A 14304-nucleotide genomic window follows, 5' to 3' on the forward strand; every position below is an offset into this window, starting at 1 on the left:
TGGAAGAACCCCCACACGTAGGGAGAACTCCGTGCCTGTGCCGATACGCCGCCTTGCGGTGGCACTCACCCTCTGCTGTGCCCTGCTCGCAGGTGCCACCGCCTGCGGCAGCACCGGGAACTCCGTCCAGAACACCGCCGCCGTCGCCGCGGCCAGTCCCAGCGCGACCGTCGAGCGGCAGAAACTCGCCAAGACCCGCTTCGTGGCGAACGCGGGCCTCGCGGCCGGCGCCACCTACCAGTGGATCGTCAAGCCATGGAAGGCAGGCAAGTTCAAGAAGGGCACCAAGGGCCGACGGCTCGCCCTGATCAAGGCGGGCGTCGCCGGCGCCTTCGCCTACAACCGGCTCAAGGCGGCGGTGCGCAACGCCCAGGGCGACCCCACGCTCGCCAAGGCCGTGGCCCCCCTCGGCGCGGGCATCGAGGCGCTCAAGGGCCTCTCGTCCAAGCTGCGCAAGGGCGACTCGACCGACGCGGTCGTCGGCTCCTTCGACGACATCATCAACCAGGTCAAGTCCGCCGGCCAGAGCGCGGGCGCGAACGTGAAGAACCAGGTACCCTCCGCCGGCCAGCTGGCCGGCGGCTGAGCGGCGCCGCACAGACCCTCGCGCGCCCTAGGAGTTGAGCTCGGCCAGGACGCGCAGGGTGTGCGGATCCCGCACCAGCGCCAGCAGGTCCGTGACCGGGCCCTTGCGCCACGACTCCAGCCGCTCGGCGATCCGGCCGCGCGGTCCCACCAGGGAGATCTCGTCGGCGAAGGCGTCCGGCACGGCCATGACCGCCTCCTCGCGCCGCCCGGACAGGAACAGCTCCTGGATCCGCCGCGCCTCCTCCTCGTAGCCCATGCGCGCCATGAGATCGGCGTGGAAGTTACGGGCCGCGTGGCCCATCCCGCCGATGTAGAAGCCGAGCATGGCCTTGACGGGGAGCAGCCCCTCGCCGACGTCGTCACAGACCCGCACCTGGGCCAGCGGCGCGACGAGGAAGCGCTCGGGCAGGCCGGCGACCGCGGGCCCGTACGCCTCGGGCCGGTTCGGCGCCCAGTACAGCGGCAGCCAGCCGTCCGCGATCCGGACCGTCTGCGCCACGTTCTTCGGCCCCTCGGCACCGAGCAGGACCGGCAGGTCGGCGCGCAGGGGATGAGTGATCGGCTTCAGTGGCTTCCCGAGGCCGGTGCCGTCCGCACCCCGGTAGGGATGGGAGTGGAAGCGGCCGTCCAGCTCCACCGGCGCCTCGCGCCGCAACACCTGCCGTACGACGTCCACGTACTCGCGGGTGGCCGTCAGCGGCGACTTCGGGAACGGGCGGCCGTACCAGCCCTCGACGACCTGCGGGCCGGACAGACCGAGGCCGAGCAGCACGCGTCCGCCGGAGAGGTGGTCCAGGGTCAGCGCCTGCATCGCGGTCGTCGTCGGCGGCCGGGCCGCCATCTGCGCGACCGCCGTACCCAGCCTGATCCGGGAGGTCCGCGCGGCGATCCAGGTCAGCGGGGTGAAGGCGTCCGAGCCCCAGGACTCGGCCGTCCACACCGAGTCGTAGCCGAGCCGCTCCGCCTCCTGGGCCAGCGGCACCTGGTCCGCGCCGGGACCGCGCCCCCAGTAGCCGAGTGCGAGACCGAGCCGCATACCGCCTCCAGGCGCCTGATGGGGTGTCAGTCAAGGGCTGCGACTGTACGACAACGGCCCCCCGCCCGGAAGGGCGAGGGGCCGCTCACGACCGACAGGTCAGCCGCGCTGGATCCCTGAGGTGTCCCGCAGCACGCCACGGCGGCCGTCCTGCGTCTGCGCGACCAGCGCCGCGCCGTTCTGCTCGACCGCCAGGTACCAGGTGCCCGGGGCGAGTTCGGCGATCGGTGTCGGCGAGCCGTCCTCCGCGAACAGCGGACGCGGCACCGGCACGGCGAACCAGAACGGGGAGAAGTCCCCGCCCGACGGCGCCGGCTGCTGCGCCGGAGCCGGGGCCGGGGCGGGGGTCGGCGTCTGGGCCTGCGGCTGCGGCGGCTGGCCGCCGAACGAGGGCTGACCGCCGCCGAACTGCGGCTGCGGCGCGCCCGGGTAGCCGTAACCGCCGGGCGGCTGGGCGCCGTAGGGCTGCGGGGTCTGGGGCGTGGGGGCCGGGACGAGCGGGGCCTGGAGGGCGGGGACCATCGGGGTGGCGACGGCCGCCCCGGCCAGGACCAGCGTCGCGACCAGAGCCAGCACCAGGCCGGTGCCCGCGCTGACTCCGCTGGAGTCGTTGCCCACGTTGTCGTAGCCGCCGGCCGGGTCGAAGACGTTGCCGAGCGCGGCCCACACGGCGAACACCGCGAAGGCGACGCCGAACTGGCCGAGGTCGAGACCGACGACCTTCGGCGGCTGCGGCAGGCCCCGGGAGACGACGATGAGCGCGGCGCCGATGATTCCCGCCAGTACGACCCCGAGGACGACCCCTCCACTGCCCCACAGGCTCGGGAGGTCGTAGCTGTCAGGGATCCCGTCGATCGAGTACAGGTCGAAGAACGACGCGATGAACAGCAATACCGCTGCTCCGATCACCACGCCGTCGCCTCGAGTGAGGGAGCGGATATTCACTTCAGGTCCTTCGTCAGTCGTCACGTCGTCGGTAGAGGCGTCGCTGTACACCATGTCGCCGTCAGGCGCTGGTGTGAAGCGCGGGGGTGGCCCCTCATCGTAAGAACGACATTATCGTCCGTACGATCGGGCTGTCCGCTTGGTGCAGCGCCCTGATGCCTACCCGCGCAGGAAACTCACGATTCCCTCAGAGACGCCCCGTGCCGCTTTCTGCCGCCAGGCGCCACTGGTGAGCAGCGCCGCGTCCTTGGTATCGCGCATGTTGCCGCATTCGATGAACACCTTGGGAACCGTTGACAGATTGAGACCGCCGAGGTCGTCACGGGTGACGAGACCGGTACCGCCACCGAGGTAGTTGGCGGGCGCGCTGCCCGTGACCCGGACGAAGGCGCCCTCGACGCGCTCGCCGAGATCGCGCGAAGGGCCGACGATCGCGCGGGTGTCGGCGGCCCCGGCGTGCACGGACGCCGGGAGGATCACATGGAAACCGCGGTCGCCCGCCGCCGCACCGTCCGCGTGCAGGGAGACGACGGCGTCGGCGTGGGCGGCGTTGCCGATCCGGGCCCGCTCGTCCACGCACGGCCCGTACGGACGGTCGCCGTCCTGCGTCAGTCTCACCGTGGCGCCCTGCGACTGGAGGAGCGCGCGCAGGCGATGGGCGACGTCGAGCGTGAACTCGGCCTCCGCGTAACCGGCGTTGGTGGCCGTCCCGGTGGTGTCGCACTCCTTGCTGTTCGTTCCGATGTCCACCTTGCGGTTGATCTCGGCGGTGTGCAGGTGGTTGGTCGGGTTGTGGCCCGGGTCGATGACGACGACCTTGCCCTTGAGCGGGCGGGACGCCGTGGCGGCCGACGTCGGCGTGGGCTTCTCGTCGCCCGCGCCGACGGGGGAGGAGGGGGAGGGGCCGCCCGTCGGCGTCCCCACCGCGGTGGTGTCCGCGCCGCCCGAATCCCCAGGACCGCCGGTCGCCGCGTACACCCCCCAGCCGAGCAGTGTCCCCGGCACCAGCGCGGCGAGCACCACGACCAGCGGGCGGCGCAGCGGGGAGCGGCGGGGCTGTGCGGGTTCGAACTCCGGGCCTTGATACGACACGACAGTCACCCTAACCGCCTCGTCCCCGGCGCCCGGTCCTGCGGCGCCGCAGGCGCGCGGGACGGCGCGGAAACCGGGTGCCCGCACGACCGCGTCCGGACGGCGTGGTGGCCGTCCAGGTGCGCGGGTCGCGGACACGAGCCGTCCGTCAGGGGAGCCCGGGTGCCGGGCGGGCGGCTGTGTCGCGTTCCACACCCGCTTCCGGTCCGCGGGCCCGCGTCGGCCTCGGCCCGTGGGTCCTCAGATCCCCGGGCCCGTGCGGCGCAGGACCCGCAGGGAGTCCGTCGCCGAGATCTCGGTGAACGCGCCCGACTCCAGCGCCCTGAGATAGACGCGGTACGGCGCCTGGCCGGTGAACTCGTCAACCGGGTCGGGGAAGACGTCGTGGATGAGCAGCAGGCCGCCCTCGGCGACGTGGGGCGCCCAGCCCTCGTAGTCGGCGCCGGCGTGTTCGTCGGTGTGGCCGCCGTCGATGAAGACGAGCCCCAGGGGCGACCGCCAGAAGGCCGCGATCTGCGGGGAACGGCCGACCACCGCCACCACGTGGTCCTCCAGGCCGGCCCGGTGCAGGGTGCGCCGGAAGGTGGGCAGCGTGTCCATCAGACCGATCTCCGGGTCGACCGTCTGCGGGTCGTGGTAGTCCCAGCCCGGCTGCTGCTCCTCGCTGCCACGGTGGTGGTCGACCGTGATCGCGGTGACCCTGGCCGAGCGGGCCGCGTCGGCGAGCAGCACCGTGGAGCGGCCGCAGTAGGTGCCGACCTCCAGCAGCGGCAGCCCGAGCGTGCCCGCCGCCACGGCGGCCGCGTACAGCGCGAGCCCCTCGTGCACGGGCATGAACCCCTTCGCGGCCTCGAACGCGGCCAGGGTCTCGGGCTTGGGTGCTGCGGGCATGGGGGCCTCTTCGGTCGTACGGGTGGCTCCGGGCGCGGAGGACGCTCATGCTGCCGCACCCCCCGGCGCGGGAGCGACGGGGGGTGCGGCGGAAGGGAACGGAAGGGGTCAGGCCGGGACGGTCTCGCCCGGCAGCGAGAGGTCCAGGTCCACCGCGCGGTCCTCGCCCGGGTGGGTCGCCGCCGAGGCGAGCGGGGCGTGGCCCGCGGCCCTGGCGGCGAGGACGTAGGGACCCTGGGCGGGTACGGCGAGGGTGTAGCTGCCGTCCTCCGCGGAGAGGGTGGCGCCCGCCTGGCGGCCCCGGCGGTCGATCAGCGTGACCTTGGCACGGGCCACGGGAGCGCCGTCGGCGCCCAGGACGCGTCCGCGGAAGCCGCGCAGCACCTCCTCGGCGCGCTCCAGGTTGGCGTCCTCCTCGCTGCTCGCCCGCAGTCGCGGCACCGCCGACGCCCGCTGCCCGGGCAGGAACAGGGCCAGCAGGACGCCGACGGCCACGGCGGCGGTCGCGATCAGGAAGGAGACGTGGAAGCCGTGCAGGGTCGGGACCGCCGTACCGCCGACGTTGTTCGCCGTGTTGGCCAGCACCATGCCGATCACGGCGCTGGAGACCGACGTGCCGATGGAGCGCATCAGCGTGTTCAGACCGTTGGCCGCGCCCGTCTCCGAGGCCGGGACCGCGCCGACGATCAGCGCGGGCAGGGAGGAGTACGCGAGGCCGATACCGGCGCCCAGGACCACCGACGTGATGATGGTCTGCCAGGCCGCGTCCATCAGGCCGAGGCCGCCGCCGTAACCGAGGGCGATGATCAGCATGCCGAGGATGAGGGTGGTCTTCGGGCCGTAGCGGGCCGAGAGACGGGCGTAGACCGGTGCCGTGAACATCATCGTCAGGCCCAGCGGGGCCACGCACAGACCCGCGACGACCATCGACTGGCCGAGACCGTAGCCGGTGGCGGTGGGCAGCTGGAGCAGCTGGGGCAGGACGAGGGAGACGACGTAGAAGCTGACGCCGACCATGATCGAGGCGAGGTTGGTCAGGAGCACCTCGCGGCGGGCGGTGGTGCGCAGGTCCACGAGGGGGGCCTTGACGCGCAGCTCCATCAGGCCCCACAGGAGCAGGACCACGATCGCGGCGGCGAACAGACCGAGCGTGGTGCCGGCCGTCCAGCCCCAGTCGCTGCCCTTGGTGATCGGCAGCAGGAGCAGGACCAGGCCGGTCGACAGACCGATCGCGCCCGGCAGGTCGAAGGTGCCGGCGGCGCGGGCCGGGGACTCGGGCACGACGAAGAGGGTGAGCGCGATGGCCAGCACGCCCAGTCCGGCGGCGCCGTAGAAGAGGGCGTGCCAGTCGGCGTGCTGGGCGACGAGGGCCGCGCCGGGCAGCGCGAGACCGCCGCCGACGCCGATCGAGGAGCTCATCAGGGCCATCGCCGAGCCGAGCTTCTCGCGGGGCAGCATGTCGCGCATCAGGCCGATGCCGAGCGGGATGGCGCCCATCGCGAAGCCCTGGAGCGAACGGCCCACGATCATCGTGATCAGGTCGCTGGTGAGGGCGCTGATCAGCGCGCCGACCACCATCACGGCAAGGCTCAGGATGAGCATGCGCCGCTTGCCGTTGAGGTCGCCGAGGCGGCCCATGATCGGCGTGGCCACGGCGCCCGAGAGCAGCGTCGAGGTCAGGACCCAGGTGGCGTTGCTGGGCGCGGTGCCCAGCAGCTGCGGCAGATCCTTGATCACCGGGACGAGCAGGGTCTGCATCACCGCGACAACGATGCCCGCGAAGGCGAGGACCGGGACGACGGCCCCGCCCGCTCTCCGGGTGGGCTGGTCGGTCGTCGTGTGCGTCATTGAGTGAGGCCTCCAGGCCGGAAGAACGTCGAGAGAGAGTGATCCGTGCGGGGATCGCGGTAAGAGGACCCGTGCGGGGATACGTGCACGTCGAACCCGTGTACCGGGGCAACTATTCCGATGCTTCGGATTACTAACGAATTCTTGACCTTCTCTTGGGGAAGCGGCCGGTCCGGAGCGGCCCCGACCGCCCGCCGGCCCCCCCCGGTTCTCGTGGCCCGGGTCGTGTCCCGGCCGGCATCCGGATGCGAGAGGAGAGGCGCGGGCCGGTCGTGGGCATGGCACCCACGGCGGTGGCCGCTGACACCACCCGTCCCTACAGTCTCTCTCGCCTCTCCGGTCTCGCGCGCCCCGCCCGCCTTGGTGCGGGTGCCGGTGCGGGTGTGGGTCCGGGTCGGTCAGAGCCATCCCTGGCGGCGGGCCTCCCGCATCGCCTCCATGCGGTTGCGGGTGCCGGTCTTGCCGATGGCGGCGGAGAGGTAGTTGCGCACGGTGGACTCGGAGAGGTGCAGCCGGGCGGCGATGTCGGCGACGGTCGCGCCGTCCGCCGAGGCGTTGAGCGCGTCGCACTCGCGGGCGGTCAGCGGGTTGGGTCCCGCGCTCAACGCGGCCGCGGCGAGCGCCGGGTCGATCACCGTCTCCCCGGTCAGCACCCGCCGGACGGCGACGGCCAGTTCCTCCACCGGCCCGTCCTTGACGAGGAAGCCCGCGGCTCCCGCCTCCATGGCCCGCCGCAGATAGCCGGGCCGCCCGAAGGTGGTCAGGATCAGCACCCGGCAGTCGGGCGCCTCGTCGCGCAGTTCGGCGGCGGCGTCCAGGCCGCTGCGGCCCGGCAGTTCGATGTCGAGGAGCGCGACGTCCGGGCGGTGCAGGTGCACCGCGTCCACGATCCGGTCCCCGGCGGACACCTGGGCCACGACCTCGATGTCCGCTTCCATCCCCAGCAGCAGGGCCAGTGCCCCGCGCATCATTCCCTGGTCCTCCGCGAGCAGAACCCTGATGGACTTCGCGGGCCGGTGGTCCCGGGGCATCTCGTTCACGGGGCAAGGGTAGGTCGTGGGGCCCGCCCGGGCGCGGGTTCGCTCATGCCCCCGTGCGTCCCGCCGTCACTTCGTCCGGTTCCGCCGCGTCCACCGGGAGTTCCGCCCGGACCACGAACCCGCCCCGGGGTCCGGGACCGGCCGACAGGGAGCCGCCCGCCGCCGCGAGGCGTTCCGTCAGTCCCTTGAGACCGGTGCCTCCGATCTCGGGGACCTGACCGGTCCCTTGAACGGACGCCGGACCCGTCCCCGAGGCGGACGAGGGATCGGTGGCCGGATCGGTGGCCGGGTCGGTCGCCGGGCCCGTTCCGTCGTCGGTGACCGTCAAGCGGACCTGGTCCTCGCCGCCGGAGACGGCTATCTCGCAGTGGGTGGCGCCGCTGTGCCGGACGGCGTTCGTGACCGCCTCGCGCACCACCCACCCGAGCAGCGCCTCGGCCTGGGACACCAGGGGCGGCCCCGACTGCCGTACCGAGGGCTCGATGCCCGCCGCGGTCAGGGCGGACCGGGCCCGGTCCAGTTCGGTGGCCAGACTGCCGTCGCGGTAGCCGGTGACCGCCTCGCGGATCTCCGTCAGCGCCTGACGGCCGACGGACTCGATGTCCGCGATCTGGGCCAGCGAGGCCGCCATGTCCCGGGGCGCCAGCCGCCGGGCCGCCTCCGACTTCACCACGATCACCGACAGCGTGTGCCCGAGCAGGTCGTGCAGGTCGCGGGAGAAACGCAGCCGCTCCTTCTCCACCGCGCGCCGGGCCAACTCCTCACGGGCGGCGCGCAGTTCGCGTACGGCCTCGGAGAGGGACAGGATCGCGGCGGTCACCATCGTCGAGATCCAGGTGGCATAGGCGATGTTGAGCCCGCTCCAGCCGTCGCGGGCGCAGGAGACCACGCCCGCGAGCACCGCCACCGCCGTACCGACGGACCGCAGGTGCGTCAGCCGCAGCGCCGCTCCGGTCGCGAGGCCCAGCAACGGGAAGAACAGCAGCCAGTTGCCGCCGTAGCCGATGGCGAGTCCGCAGGTCACCACGGCCAGCAGGCCGAGCGCCACCCGGGTCGACACGGCCTCCCGCACCTCCTTGTGGAAGGCGCGGAACACCACGTAGATGTAAAGGGAGTTGAAGGTGAACAGTCCCATTCCGCCGATCCACGGATTGGGTGTCTCGCCCTGGAAGAGGTTGGAGAACGCGCCCATCCCCATCAGCAGCCACGGCAGCAGGCTGAAGCCCGTCGGCGGCGGCCCCGGGTGCTCCGACGCCTTCCCGTCCTTGCGCGCGGCGCGGTACCCGGCCGTCAGCCGTTCGCTGTTCCGCCGGTGGTGGCGCCGCCGCTCCCGCGCCTGTCCGGCCGCCGTCCGCAGCGCGTCGAGCCGGTTCCCGGCCTGGTGGAGCAAGGACATCATCGCGTTCCCCCGTTCAGACGGTCCGGCCGGACCGTCGGTACGACAGCACAGCGTACGAACCGAACACCACGAGCCAGGCCGCCAGCACGCACAGCGCACCGGGCGGGGGCGCGTGGCCGTCGGCGACGGACGTGCCGAGCTGGGCGAAGCGGTTGGTCGGCGTCCAGGCGGACAGGGCGCGCAGCCAGCCGGGGAACAGGGCGACGGGGAACCACAGGCCGCCGAGCACCGCGAAACCCAGGTTGCACGCCATGTTCGTCACCCCCGTCGTCTGTCCGGTCAGCCGGTAGCCGTTGCCGAGACCGAGCAGGGTGAAGGGGACCGAGCCCAGCCACAGCAGCACCGCGAGCGCCGCCCACTGCCAGGCCGCCAGCCGCACCCCGTTGACCAGGCCGCCCGCCGCGAGCACCGCGACGATCGCCGGCAGCACGGTGACCGAGCCGGTGAGCGTCCGCCCGGTGACGACCTCGCGCGGGGTCATCGGGGTCACCCTCAGCTGCCGCAGCCAGCCGATCGCCCGGTCCTCGGCCACCCCGCCGCCGGTGTTGAGGGCGGAGCCGACGGCGCCGTACGCGGCCATGCCGACCATCGAGGCCGTCCGCCAGCCGCCGTCCTGGGCGCCGAGGTTGGTGAAGAGCAGGTACATCAGCACCGGCATGGCGACCCCGCCGATCACGAAGCCGGGGTCACGCAGGGTGCGCCGTACCTCCAGCCACAGGTAGTCCCTCATCGCACCTTCTCCGTCGTCCGTGCCGTCAGGGCCAGGAACGCGTCGTCCAGCGACGCCGGGACGACCTCCAGACCACGCACCGCCCCCAGTTCCGCCAGCGCGACCACCGTCGCGTCGGAGTCGTCGCAGCGCAGCAGCGCCCGGTCCCCGCGCACCTCCACCGTGCGCACCCCGGGCAGCAGGGGCAGGCCCTCGGTGTCGCGGCCGGCCAGGTCGAAGGAGACCAGGTTGCCGCCGGCCGCCCGTCTGAGCTGCTCGCCCGTGCCGTCCGCGACGATCCGTCCGTGGTCGACGACGAGGATCCGGTCGGCGTAGGCGTCGGCCTCCTCCAGATAGTGGGTGGAGAACAGGACGGTGTGCCCGCGGCGGGCCGGCCCGCGCATCGAGTCCCAGAAGGCGTGCCGCGCCTCCACGTCCAGCGCCGCGGTCGGCTCGTCCAGGACGACCAGCGCGGGGTTCCCGGCGAGCGCCACCGCGAACCGCACCCGCTGGATCTGGCCGCCGGAGAGCCGGTCCACCCGCCGCCCGGCCAGCTCCGCCACCCCGGCCAGCTCCAGGGCGCGGGCGACGGGCAGCGGCGCCGGGTAGCGGCCGGCCACGAAGGAGACCAGCTCACGGACCGTGACCCGGGGGACGGCCCGGGCCTCCTGGAGCATGGCGCCCACCCGGCCCGCGCGCACGGCCGACTCCGGAGGGCCGCCGAACAGTCGCACCGTGCCCGCGTCGGGCTCGAACAGGCCGAGCAGCAGCGCGATCGCCGTGGACTTCCCGGCGCCGTTGCGGCCCAGCAGCGCGACCGTCTCGCCGCGCGCGATCTCCAGGTCGAGGCCGTCGACGGCGCGTACGGCGCCGAAGGCCTTGACCACCCCCGTGCAGGACACGGCCGACTGAGTCTGTGTCATGCCCTCGACGCTACGGAGCCGGACGGCCGCCGGGCAGATGCGGTTGTACGGACTCCGGCGGGACAAATGTCACGGCCCGCGACGACCGGTCGCCGGACCGGAACTGACGCGGTGTCAGGAGTCTTCACAAGTGCTGGGGCCTGGGCTATACAGGGGGACGCCGTACTGGAACGCGTTCTAGAACCGGCGGGTTCCGCGGCCCCGTGACGACCTCGGTGCGGCCGACGGTGCGGACGGCCGTGCCGGGGTCTTGCCGAGGTCCCGCGGGTCCGTACGGGAGTCCGAACGAGGGTCCGTACGGGGCCCGCCCGCCCCCAGCGTCAACCGCCGCCCAGCTTCAACCGCCTCCCAGCGTCAACCGTCGCCCGGCGTCAGCCGCCACGAGCGTCAGCCGCCGTCACCCTCAGGAGTCCCATGCCCATCGACGCAGCCAAGGCAGTCGCCGCCGCCCCCCGCTCCGGCGAGATCACCTGGGACAGCAAGGACGTCCAGCTCTACCACCTCGGCATCGGCGCCGGAACCCCCGCCACCGACCCCGACGAACTGCGCTACACCCTGGAGTCCCGGCTGCACGTCCTGCCCAGCTTCGCCACCGTCGCCGGCGGCGGCAAGCCCGGCGTGATCAGCGGACTGTCCCTGCCCGGCATCGAGGTCGACCTGGCCCGCGTACTGCACGGCGGGCAGTCGCTGACCGTCCACCGCCCGGTGCCCGCACAGGGCACCGCGGCCACCACCGGCCGGATCGCCGCCGTGTACGACAAGGGCAAGGCCGCCGTCCTGGTCATGCGCACCGAGGCCGCCGACGCCGACGGCCCGCTGTGGACGAACGACGCGCAGATCTTCGTACGAGGCGAGGGCGGCTGGGGCGGCGACCGCGGTCCGTCCACGCGCCTCGAACCCCCGGCCGGGCCGCCGGACCGGGTCGTCGAACGGTCCGTCCGCGAGGACCAGGCCCTCCTCTACCGCCTCTGCGGCGACTGGAACCCGCTGCACGCCGACCCCGAGTTCGCCAAGGTCGCCGGCTTCGAACGGCCCATCCTGCACGGCCTGTGCACCTACGGCATGACGCTGAAGGCGGTCGTCGACACCCTGCTCGACGGCGACGTGACCCGGGTACGCGGCTATGTCACCCGCTTCGCCGGGGTCGTGTACCCGGGCGAGACCCTGCGCGTCCGGATGTGGCGGCACGGCGACGGGGAGATCCGCGTCGCGGTGGGCGCCGTCGAGCGGGGCGAGTCACCCGTCCTCGTCGACACCGTCGTCCGGCACACCTGAACCCGGTTCCGCCGTCACCACCACGTCACCACCCCTGAGCCCACCACCGCCCTTCCCGAGCCCGCCACCGTCACTACCTGGCCCGCCACTACCACTTCCGAGCCCGCCGTCACCACTCCCAGCCCCGCCCACCGTCATTCCCGAACCCGCCCGCCGAGGGGAGCCGCACCATGCGCGCAGCCGTACTGCACGAGATCGGCCAGGACAAGCTGGAGGTCTTCGACGACGTCGAGGCGGTGGGCTTCGGCCCCGGCAGGGTGAGGATCCGGGTGCGGGCCACGGGCCTGTGCCACTCGGACCTGTCCGCGATGAGCGGGGTGCTGCCGCAGCCCGCGCCGTTCGTGCCGGGGCACGAGGGCGCGGGCGAGGTCCTCGAAGTGGGCGAGGGCGTGCGCCATGTGAAGGCCGGGGACCGGGTCGTGGTCTGCTGGCTGCCCGCCTGCGGCGCGTGTCCGGCCTGCAAGCGCGGCCAGACCGAACTGTGCCTGGCCGGGTTCATGAACGCGGGCACGCCCAACTTCCGCCGGGCCGGCGGCGACGTCTTCGGCTTCGCCGGCACCGGCACCTTCACCGAGGAGGTCGTCGTCGACGCCGGATGCGCGGTCCCGATCCCCGACGACGTGCCCTTCGACATCGCCGCCCTCATCGGCTGCGGGGTCACCACCGGGCTCGGCGCGGCCCTCAACACCGCGCAGGTGGAGGCCGGTTCGTCGGTCGCCGTGATCGGGTGCGGGGGAGTGGGCATCTCCGCGATCCAGGGGGCGCGGCTCAAGGGCGCCGCCGAGATCGTCGCCGTGGACCCGGTCGCCGCCCGCCGGGAGGCGGCCCTGCGGTTCGGCGCCACGAAGGCCGTCCCGCCGGACGAACTGGCCGACGCCAAGCAGCAGATCACCGCGGGCGAGGGCTTCGACTACGTCTTCGAGGTCGTCGGCAGGTCCGCCACCGCCCGGACGGCGTACGACAACACACGGCGCGGCGGCACGCTCGTCGTCGTCGGCGCCGGAGCCATGGACGACCAGCTTCAGCTCAACATGTTCGAGCTGTTCTTCGACGAGAAGCGCATCCTGCCCTCGATGTACGGCGGCGGTGACGTCCTGCGCTCCTACGAACGCACCATCGCCCTGTGGCGGGCCGGCCGGATCGACCTGGCGGGCCTGATCACCCACCGGGTGCCGCTGGCCGACATCAACGAAGCACTGGACCAGATGCGCACGGGCACGGCCCTGCGTACGTGCATCGAGATCTGAACCCGGCGGCGTGCGAGAGCACTTGGGGAAGGGGACTTGATGGCACTGCCACTCGAAGGGCGGTCCGCGGTCGTCACCGGCGCGGGCCGCGGACTCGGCCGGGTCGAGGCGCTGGAACTCGCCCGGCTCGGCGCCGCCGTGGTCGTCAACGACTACGGACAGCCGGGCCGCGACGGCTCGGGCACGGCGTGCGCCGGGCCCGCCGAGGAGGTCGCCGCGCAGATCAGGGCGGCCGGCGGCCGCGCCCTCGCCCACACCGGGGACGTCGCCGACTTCGGGCAGGCCCGTGACCTGGTGGAGCTGGCGGTCGCGGAGTTCGGCGCGCTGGACATCCTGGTCAACAACGCGGGCATCCTGCGGGACCGCATGGTCTTCTCGATGTCCGAGGAGGAGTGGGACTCCGTGCTGCGGGTCCACCTCAAGGGCCACTTCAACACCACCCGCTTCGCGGCCGCGCACTGGCGGGAGCGGTCGAAGGCGGCCGGCGGCCCGGTGTACGGGCGGATCGTGAACACCTCGTCGGAGGCGTTCCTGGCCGGTTCGGCCGGACAGCCCAACTACGCGGCGGCGAAGGGCGGAATCGTCGGCCTGACCACCTCCACGGCGCTCGCCCTGGCCAGGTACGGCGTCACGGCGAACGCGATCTGCCCGCGCGCCCGCACCCGGATGACCGAGGACGTCTTCGCGGGCGCCGGGTTCGAGCCCCCGGCCGAGGGCCTCGACCCGCTCGCCCCCGAGCACGTCGCCCCGCTCGTCGGCTATCTGGCCTCGCCCGCCGCCGCGCGGATCAACGGACAACTGCTCGTCGTGCACGGCGGCATGGTGGCGATCGTCGAACGGCCGCGGGTACGGGCGCAGTTCGACAGCAAGCAGGACACCTTCAGCTACGACGAGCTGGACGCCGTGCTCACCCCGCACTACGCGGACCGTCCGCGGGAGGAGACGTTCGCGGCGGCGGAGGTGCTGGGACTGAGGCGCCGCTGAGGCGACCCGGTGATCCGGTGACCCGGCGCCGAGGTCGACGCCGAGGCCGGGCCGGGGCCGAGCCGTCAGGGAGCCGAGCCCGTGGCCGGAGGTGTCAAGGATGCGGAAAGGGCCCGCACATCAGCTGACGTGCGGGCCCCTCCTGGCGTACGGTCGGTCAGACCGCCGCCTCGGTTTCCTCGGCGGGCCTGCGGTGACGGCCGTGAGGGGCCGTCTCGCCGTCCTGTGCCGCGTTCTGACCGCGATGCTTGCCGTGGCCGGAGTCGTCCCGGTCACCGGAGGGCAGCGGCTGCGTCGTGCTTGCGTCGTTCATCGGAAAACTTCACC

Annotated in this window: 14 protein-coding genes; 4 read left to right on the plus strand and 10 right to left on the minus strand. The window is 73.2% G+C overall.

The window, feature by feature from the left end; all coding sequences use genetic code 11:
* Nucleotides 1–31: 31 nt before the first annotated feature.
* Nucleotides 32–586 carry a hypothetical protein gene (locus ACWCQK_RS16780; protein WP_451155887.1) on the plus strand — a complete coding sequence of 185 codons (555 nt, stop codon included), beginning with the start codon at nt 32–34 and terminating at the stop codon, nt 584–586.
* Between the two features lie 27 nt (nt 587–613).
* On the opposite strand, the gene ACWCQK_RS16785 is transcribed toward ACWCQK_RS16780, so the two are convergent.
* The 9 genes from ACWCQK_RS16785 to ACWCQK_RS16825 form a co-directional block, all read right to left on the minus strand.
* The gene (locus tag ACWCQK_RS16785) at nt 614–1624 is read right to left on the minus strand and encodes an LLM class F420-dependent oxidoreductase (protein WP_451155888.1); all 1011 of its coding nucleotides are present in this window, start codon (nt 1622–1624) and stop codon (nt 614–616) included.
* A gap of 99 nt (nt 1625–1723) precedes the next feature.
* Nucleotides 1724–2569, minus strand: a complete 846-nt coding sequence (locus ACWCQK_RS16790; protein WP_451155889.1) for a hypothetical protein — start codon at nt 2567–2569, stop codon at nt 1724–1726.
* Nucleotides 2570–2728: 159 nt separating this feature from the next.
* On the minus strand, nt 2729–3661 hold the full coding sequence (locus tag ACWCQK_RS16795) for an N-acetylmuramoyl-L-alanine amidase (RefSeq protein ID WP_451155890.1): 933 nt from the start codon (nt 3659–3661) through the stop codon (nt 2729–2731).
* A 240-nt stretch (nt 3662–3901) separates the two neighbouring features.
* Nucleotides 3902–4552, minus strand: coding sequence for a class I SAM-dependent methyltransferase (locus ACWCQK_RS16800; RefSeq protein ID WP_451155891.1), 651 nt, complete (start codon nt 4550–4552; stop codon nt 3902–3904).
* Nucleotides 4553–4660: 108 nt separating this feature from the next.
* Entirely contained in the window at nt 4661–6400 is a 1740-nt protein-coding gene (locus ACWCQK_RS16805) for an MFS transporter (protein ID WP_451155892.1), read from the minus strand.
* Nucleotides 6401–6798: 398 nt separating this feature from the next.
* Nucleotides 6799–7431, minus strand: a complete 633-nt coding sequence (locus ACWCQK_RS16810; RefSeq protein ID WP_451156034.1) for a response regulator — start codon at nt 7429–7431, stop codon at nt 6799–6801.
* Nucleotides 7432–7483: 52 nt separating this feature from the next.
* The gene (locus ACWCQK_RS16815) at nt 7484–8836 is read right to left on the minus strand and encodes a sensor histidine kinase (RefSeq protein WP_451155893.1); all 1353 of its coding nucleotides are present in this window, start codon (nt 8834–8836) and stop codon (nt 7484–7486) included.
* Nucleotides 8837–8852: 16 nt separating this feature from the next.
* Nucleotides 8853–9569, minus strand: a complete 717-nt coding sequence (locus ACWCQK_RS16820; RefSeq protein ID WP_451155894.1) for an ABC transporter permease — start codon at nt 9567–9569, stop codon at nt 8853–8855.
* Nucleotides 9566–10471, minus strand: a complete 906-nt coding sequence (locus ACWCQK_RS16825; protein ID WP_451155895.1) for an ABC transporter ATP-binding protein — start codon at nt 10469–10471, stop codon at nt 9566–9568. Before ACWCQK_RS16825 ends, ACWCQK_RS16820 begins: the two co-directional genes overlap by 4 nt.
* Before the next feature lie 414 nt (nt 10472–10885).
* Between ACWCQK_RS16825 and ACWCQK_RS16830 the strand changes: the two genes are divergently transcribed.
* The 3 genes from ACWCQK_RS16830 (at nt 10886) to ACWCQK_RS16840 (ending at nt 13977) form a co-directional block, all read left to right on the plus strand.
* Nucleotides 10886–11746, plus strand: a complete 861-nt coding sequence (locus tag ACWCQK_RS16830; RefSeq protein WP_451155896.1) for a MaoC/PaaZ C-terminal domain-containing protein — start codon at nt 10886–10888, stop codon at nt 11744–11746.
* A 170-nt stretch (nt 11747–11916) separates the two neighbouring features.
* Entirely contained in the window at nt 11917–12993 is a 1077-nt protein-coding gene (locus ACWCQK_RS16835; RefSeq protein WP_451155897.1) for a Zn-dependent alcohol dehydrogenase, read from the plus strand.
* Nucleotides 12994–13032: 39 nt separating this feature from the next.
* Complete coding sequence (locus ACWCQK_RS16840) at nt 13033–13977, plus strand: 3-oxoacyl-ACP reductase (protein WP_451155898.1); 945 nt, start codon at nt 13033–13035, stop codon at nt 13975–13977.
* 157 nt (nt 13978–14134) lie between these two features.
* Here ACWCQK_RS16840 and ACWCQK_RS16845 read toward each other — a convergent pair whose 3' ends face one another.
* Nucleotides 14135–14290 (minus strand): hypothetical protein, encoded by a 156-nt coding sequence (locus ACWCQK_RS16845; protein WP_451155899.1) that lies wholly within the window; start codon nt 14288–14290, stop codon nt 14135–14137.
* Nucleotides 14291–14304: the final 14 nt, after the last annotated feature.

The sequence above is a fragment of the Streptomyces sp. NPDC002306 genome (assembly GCF_053593435.1).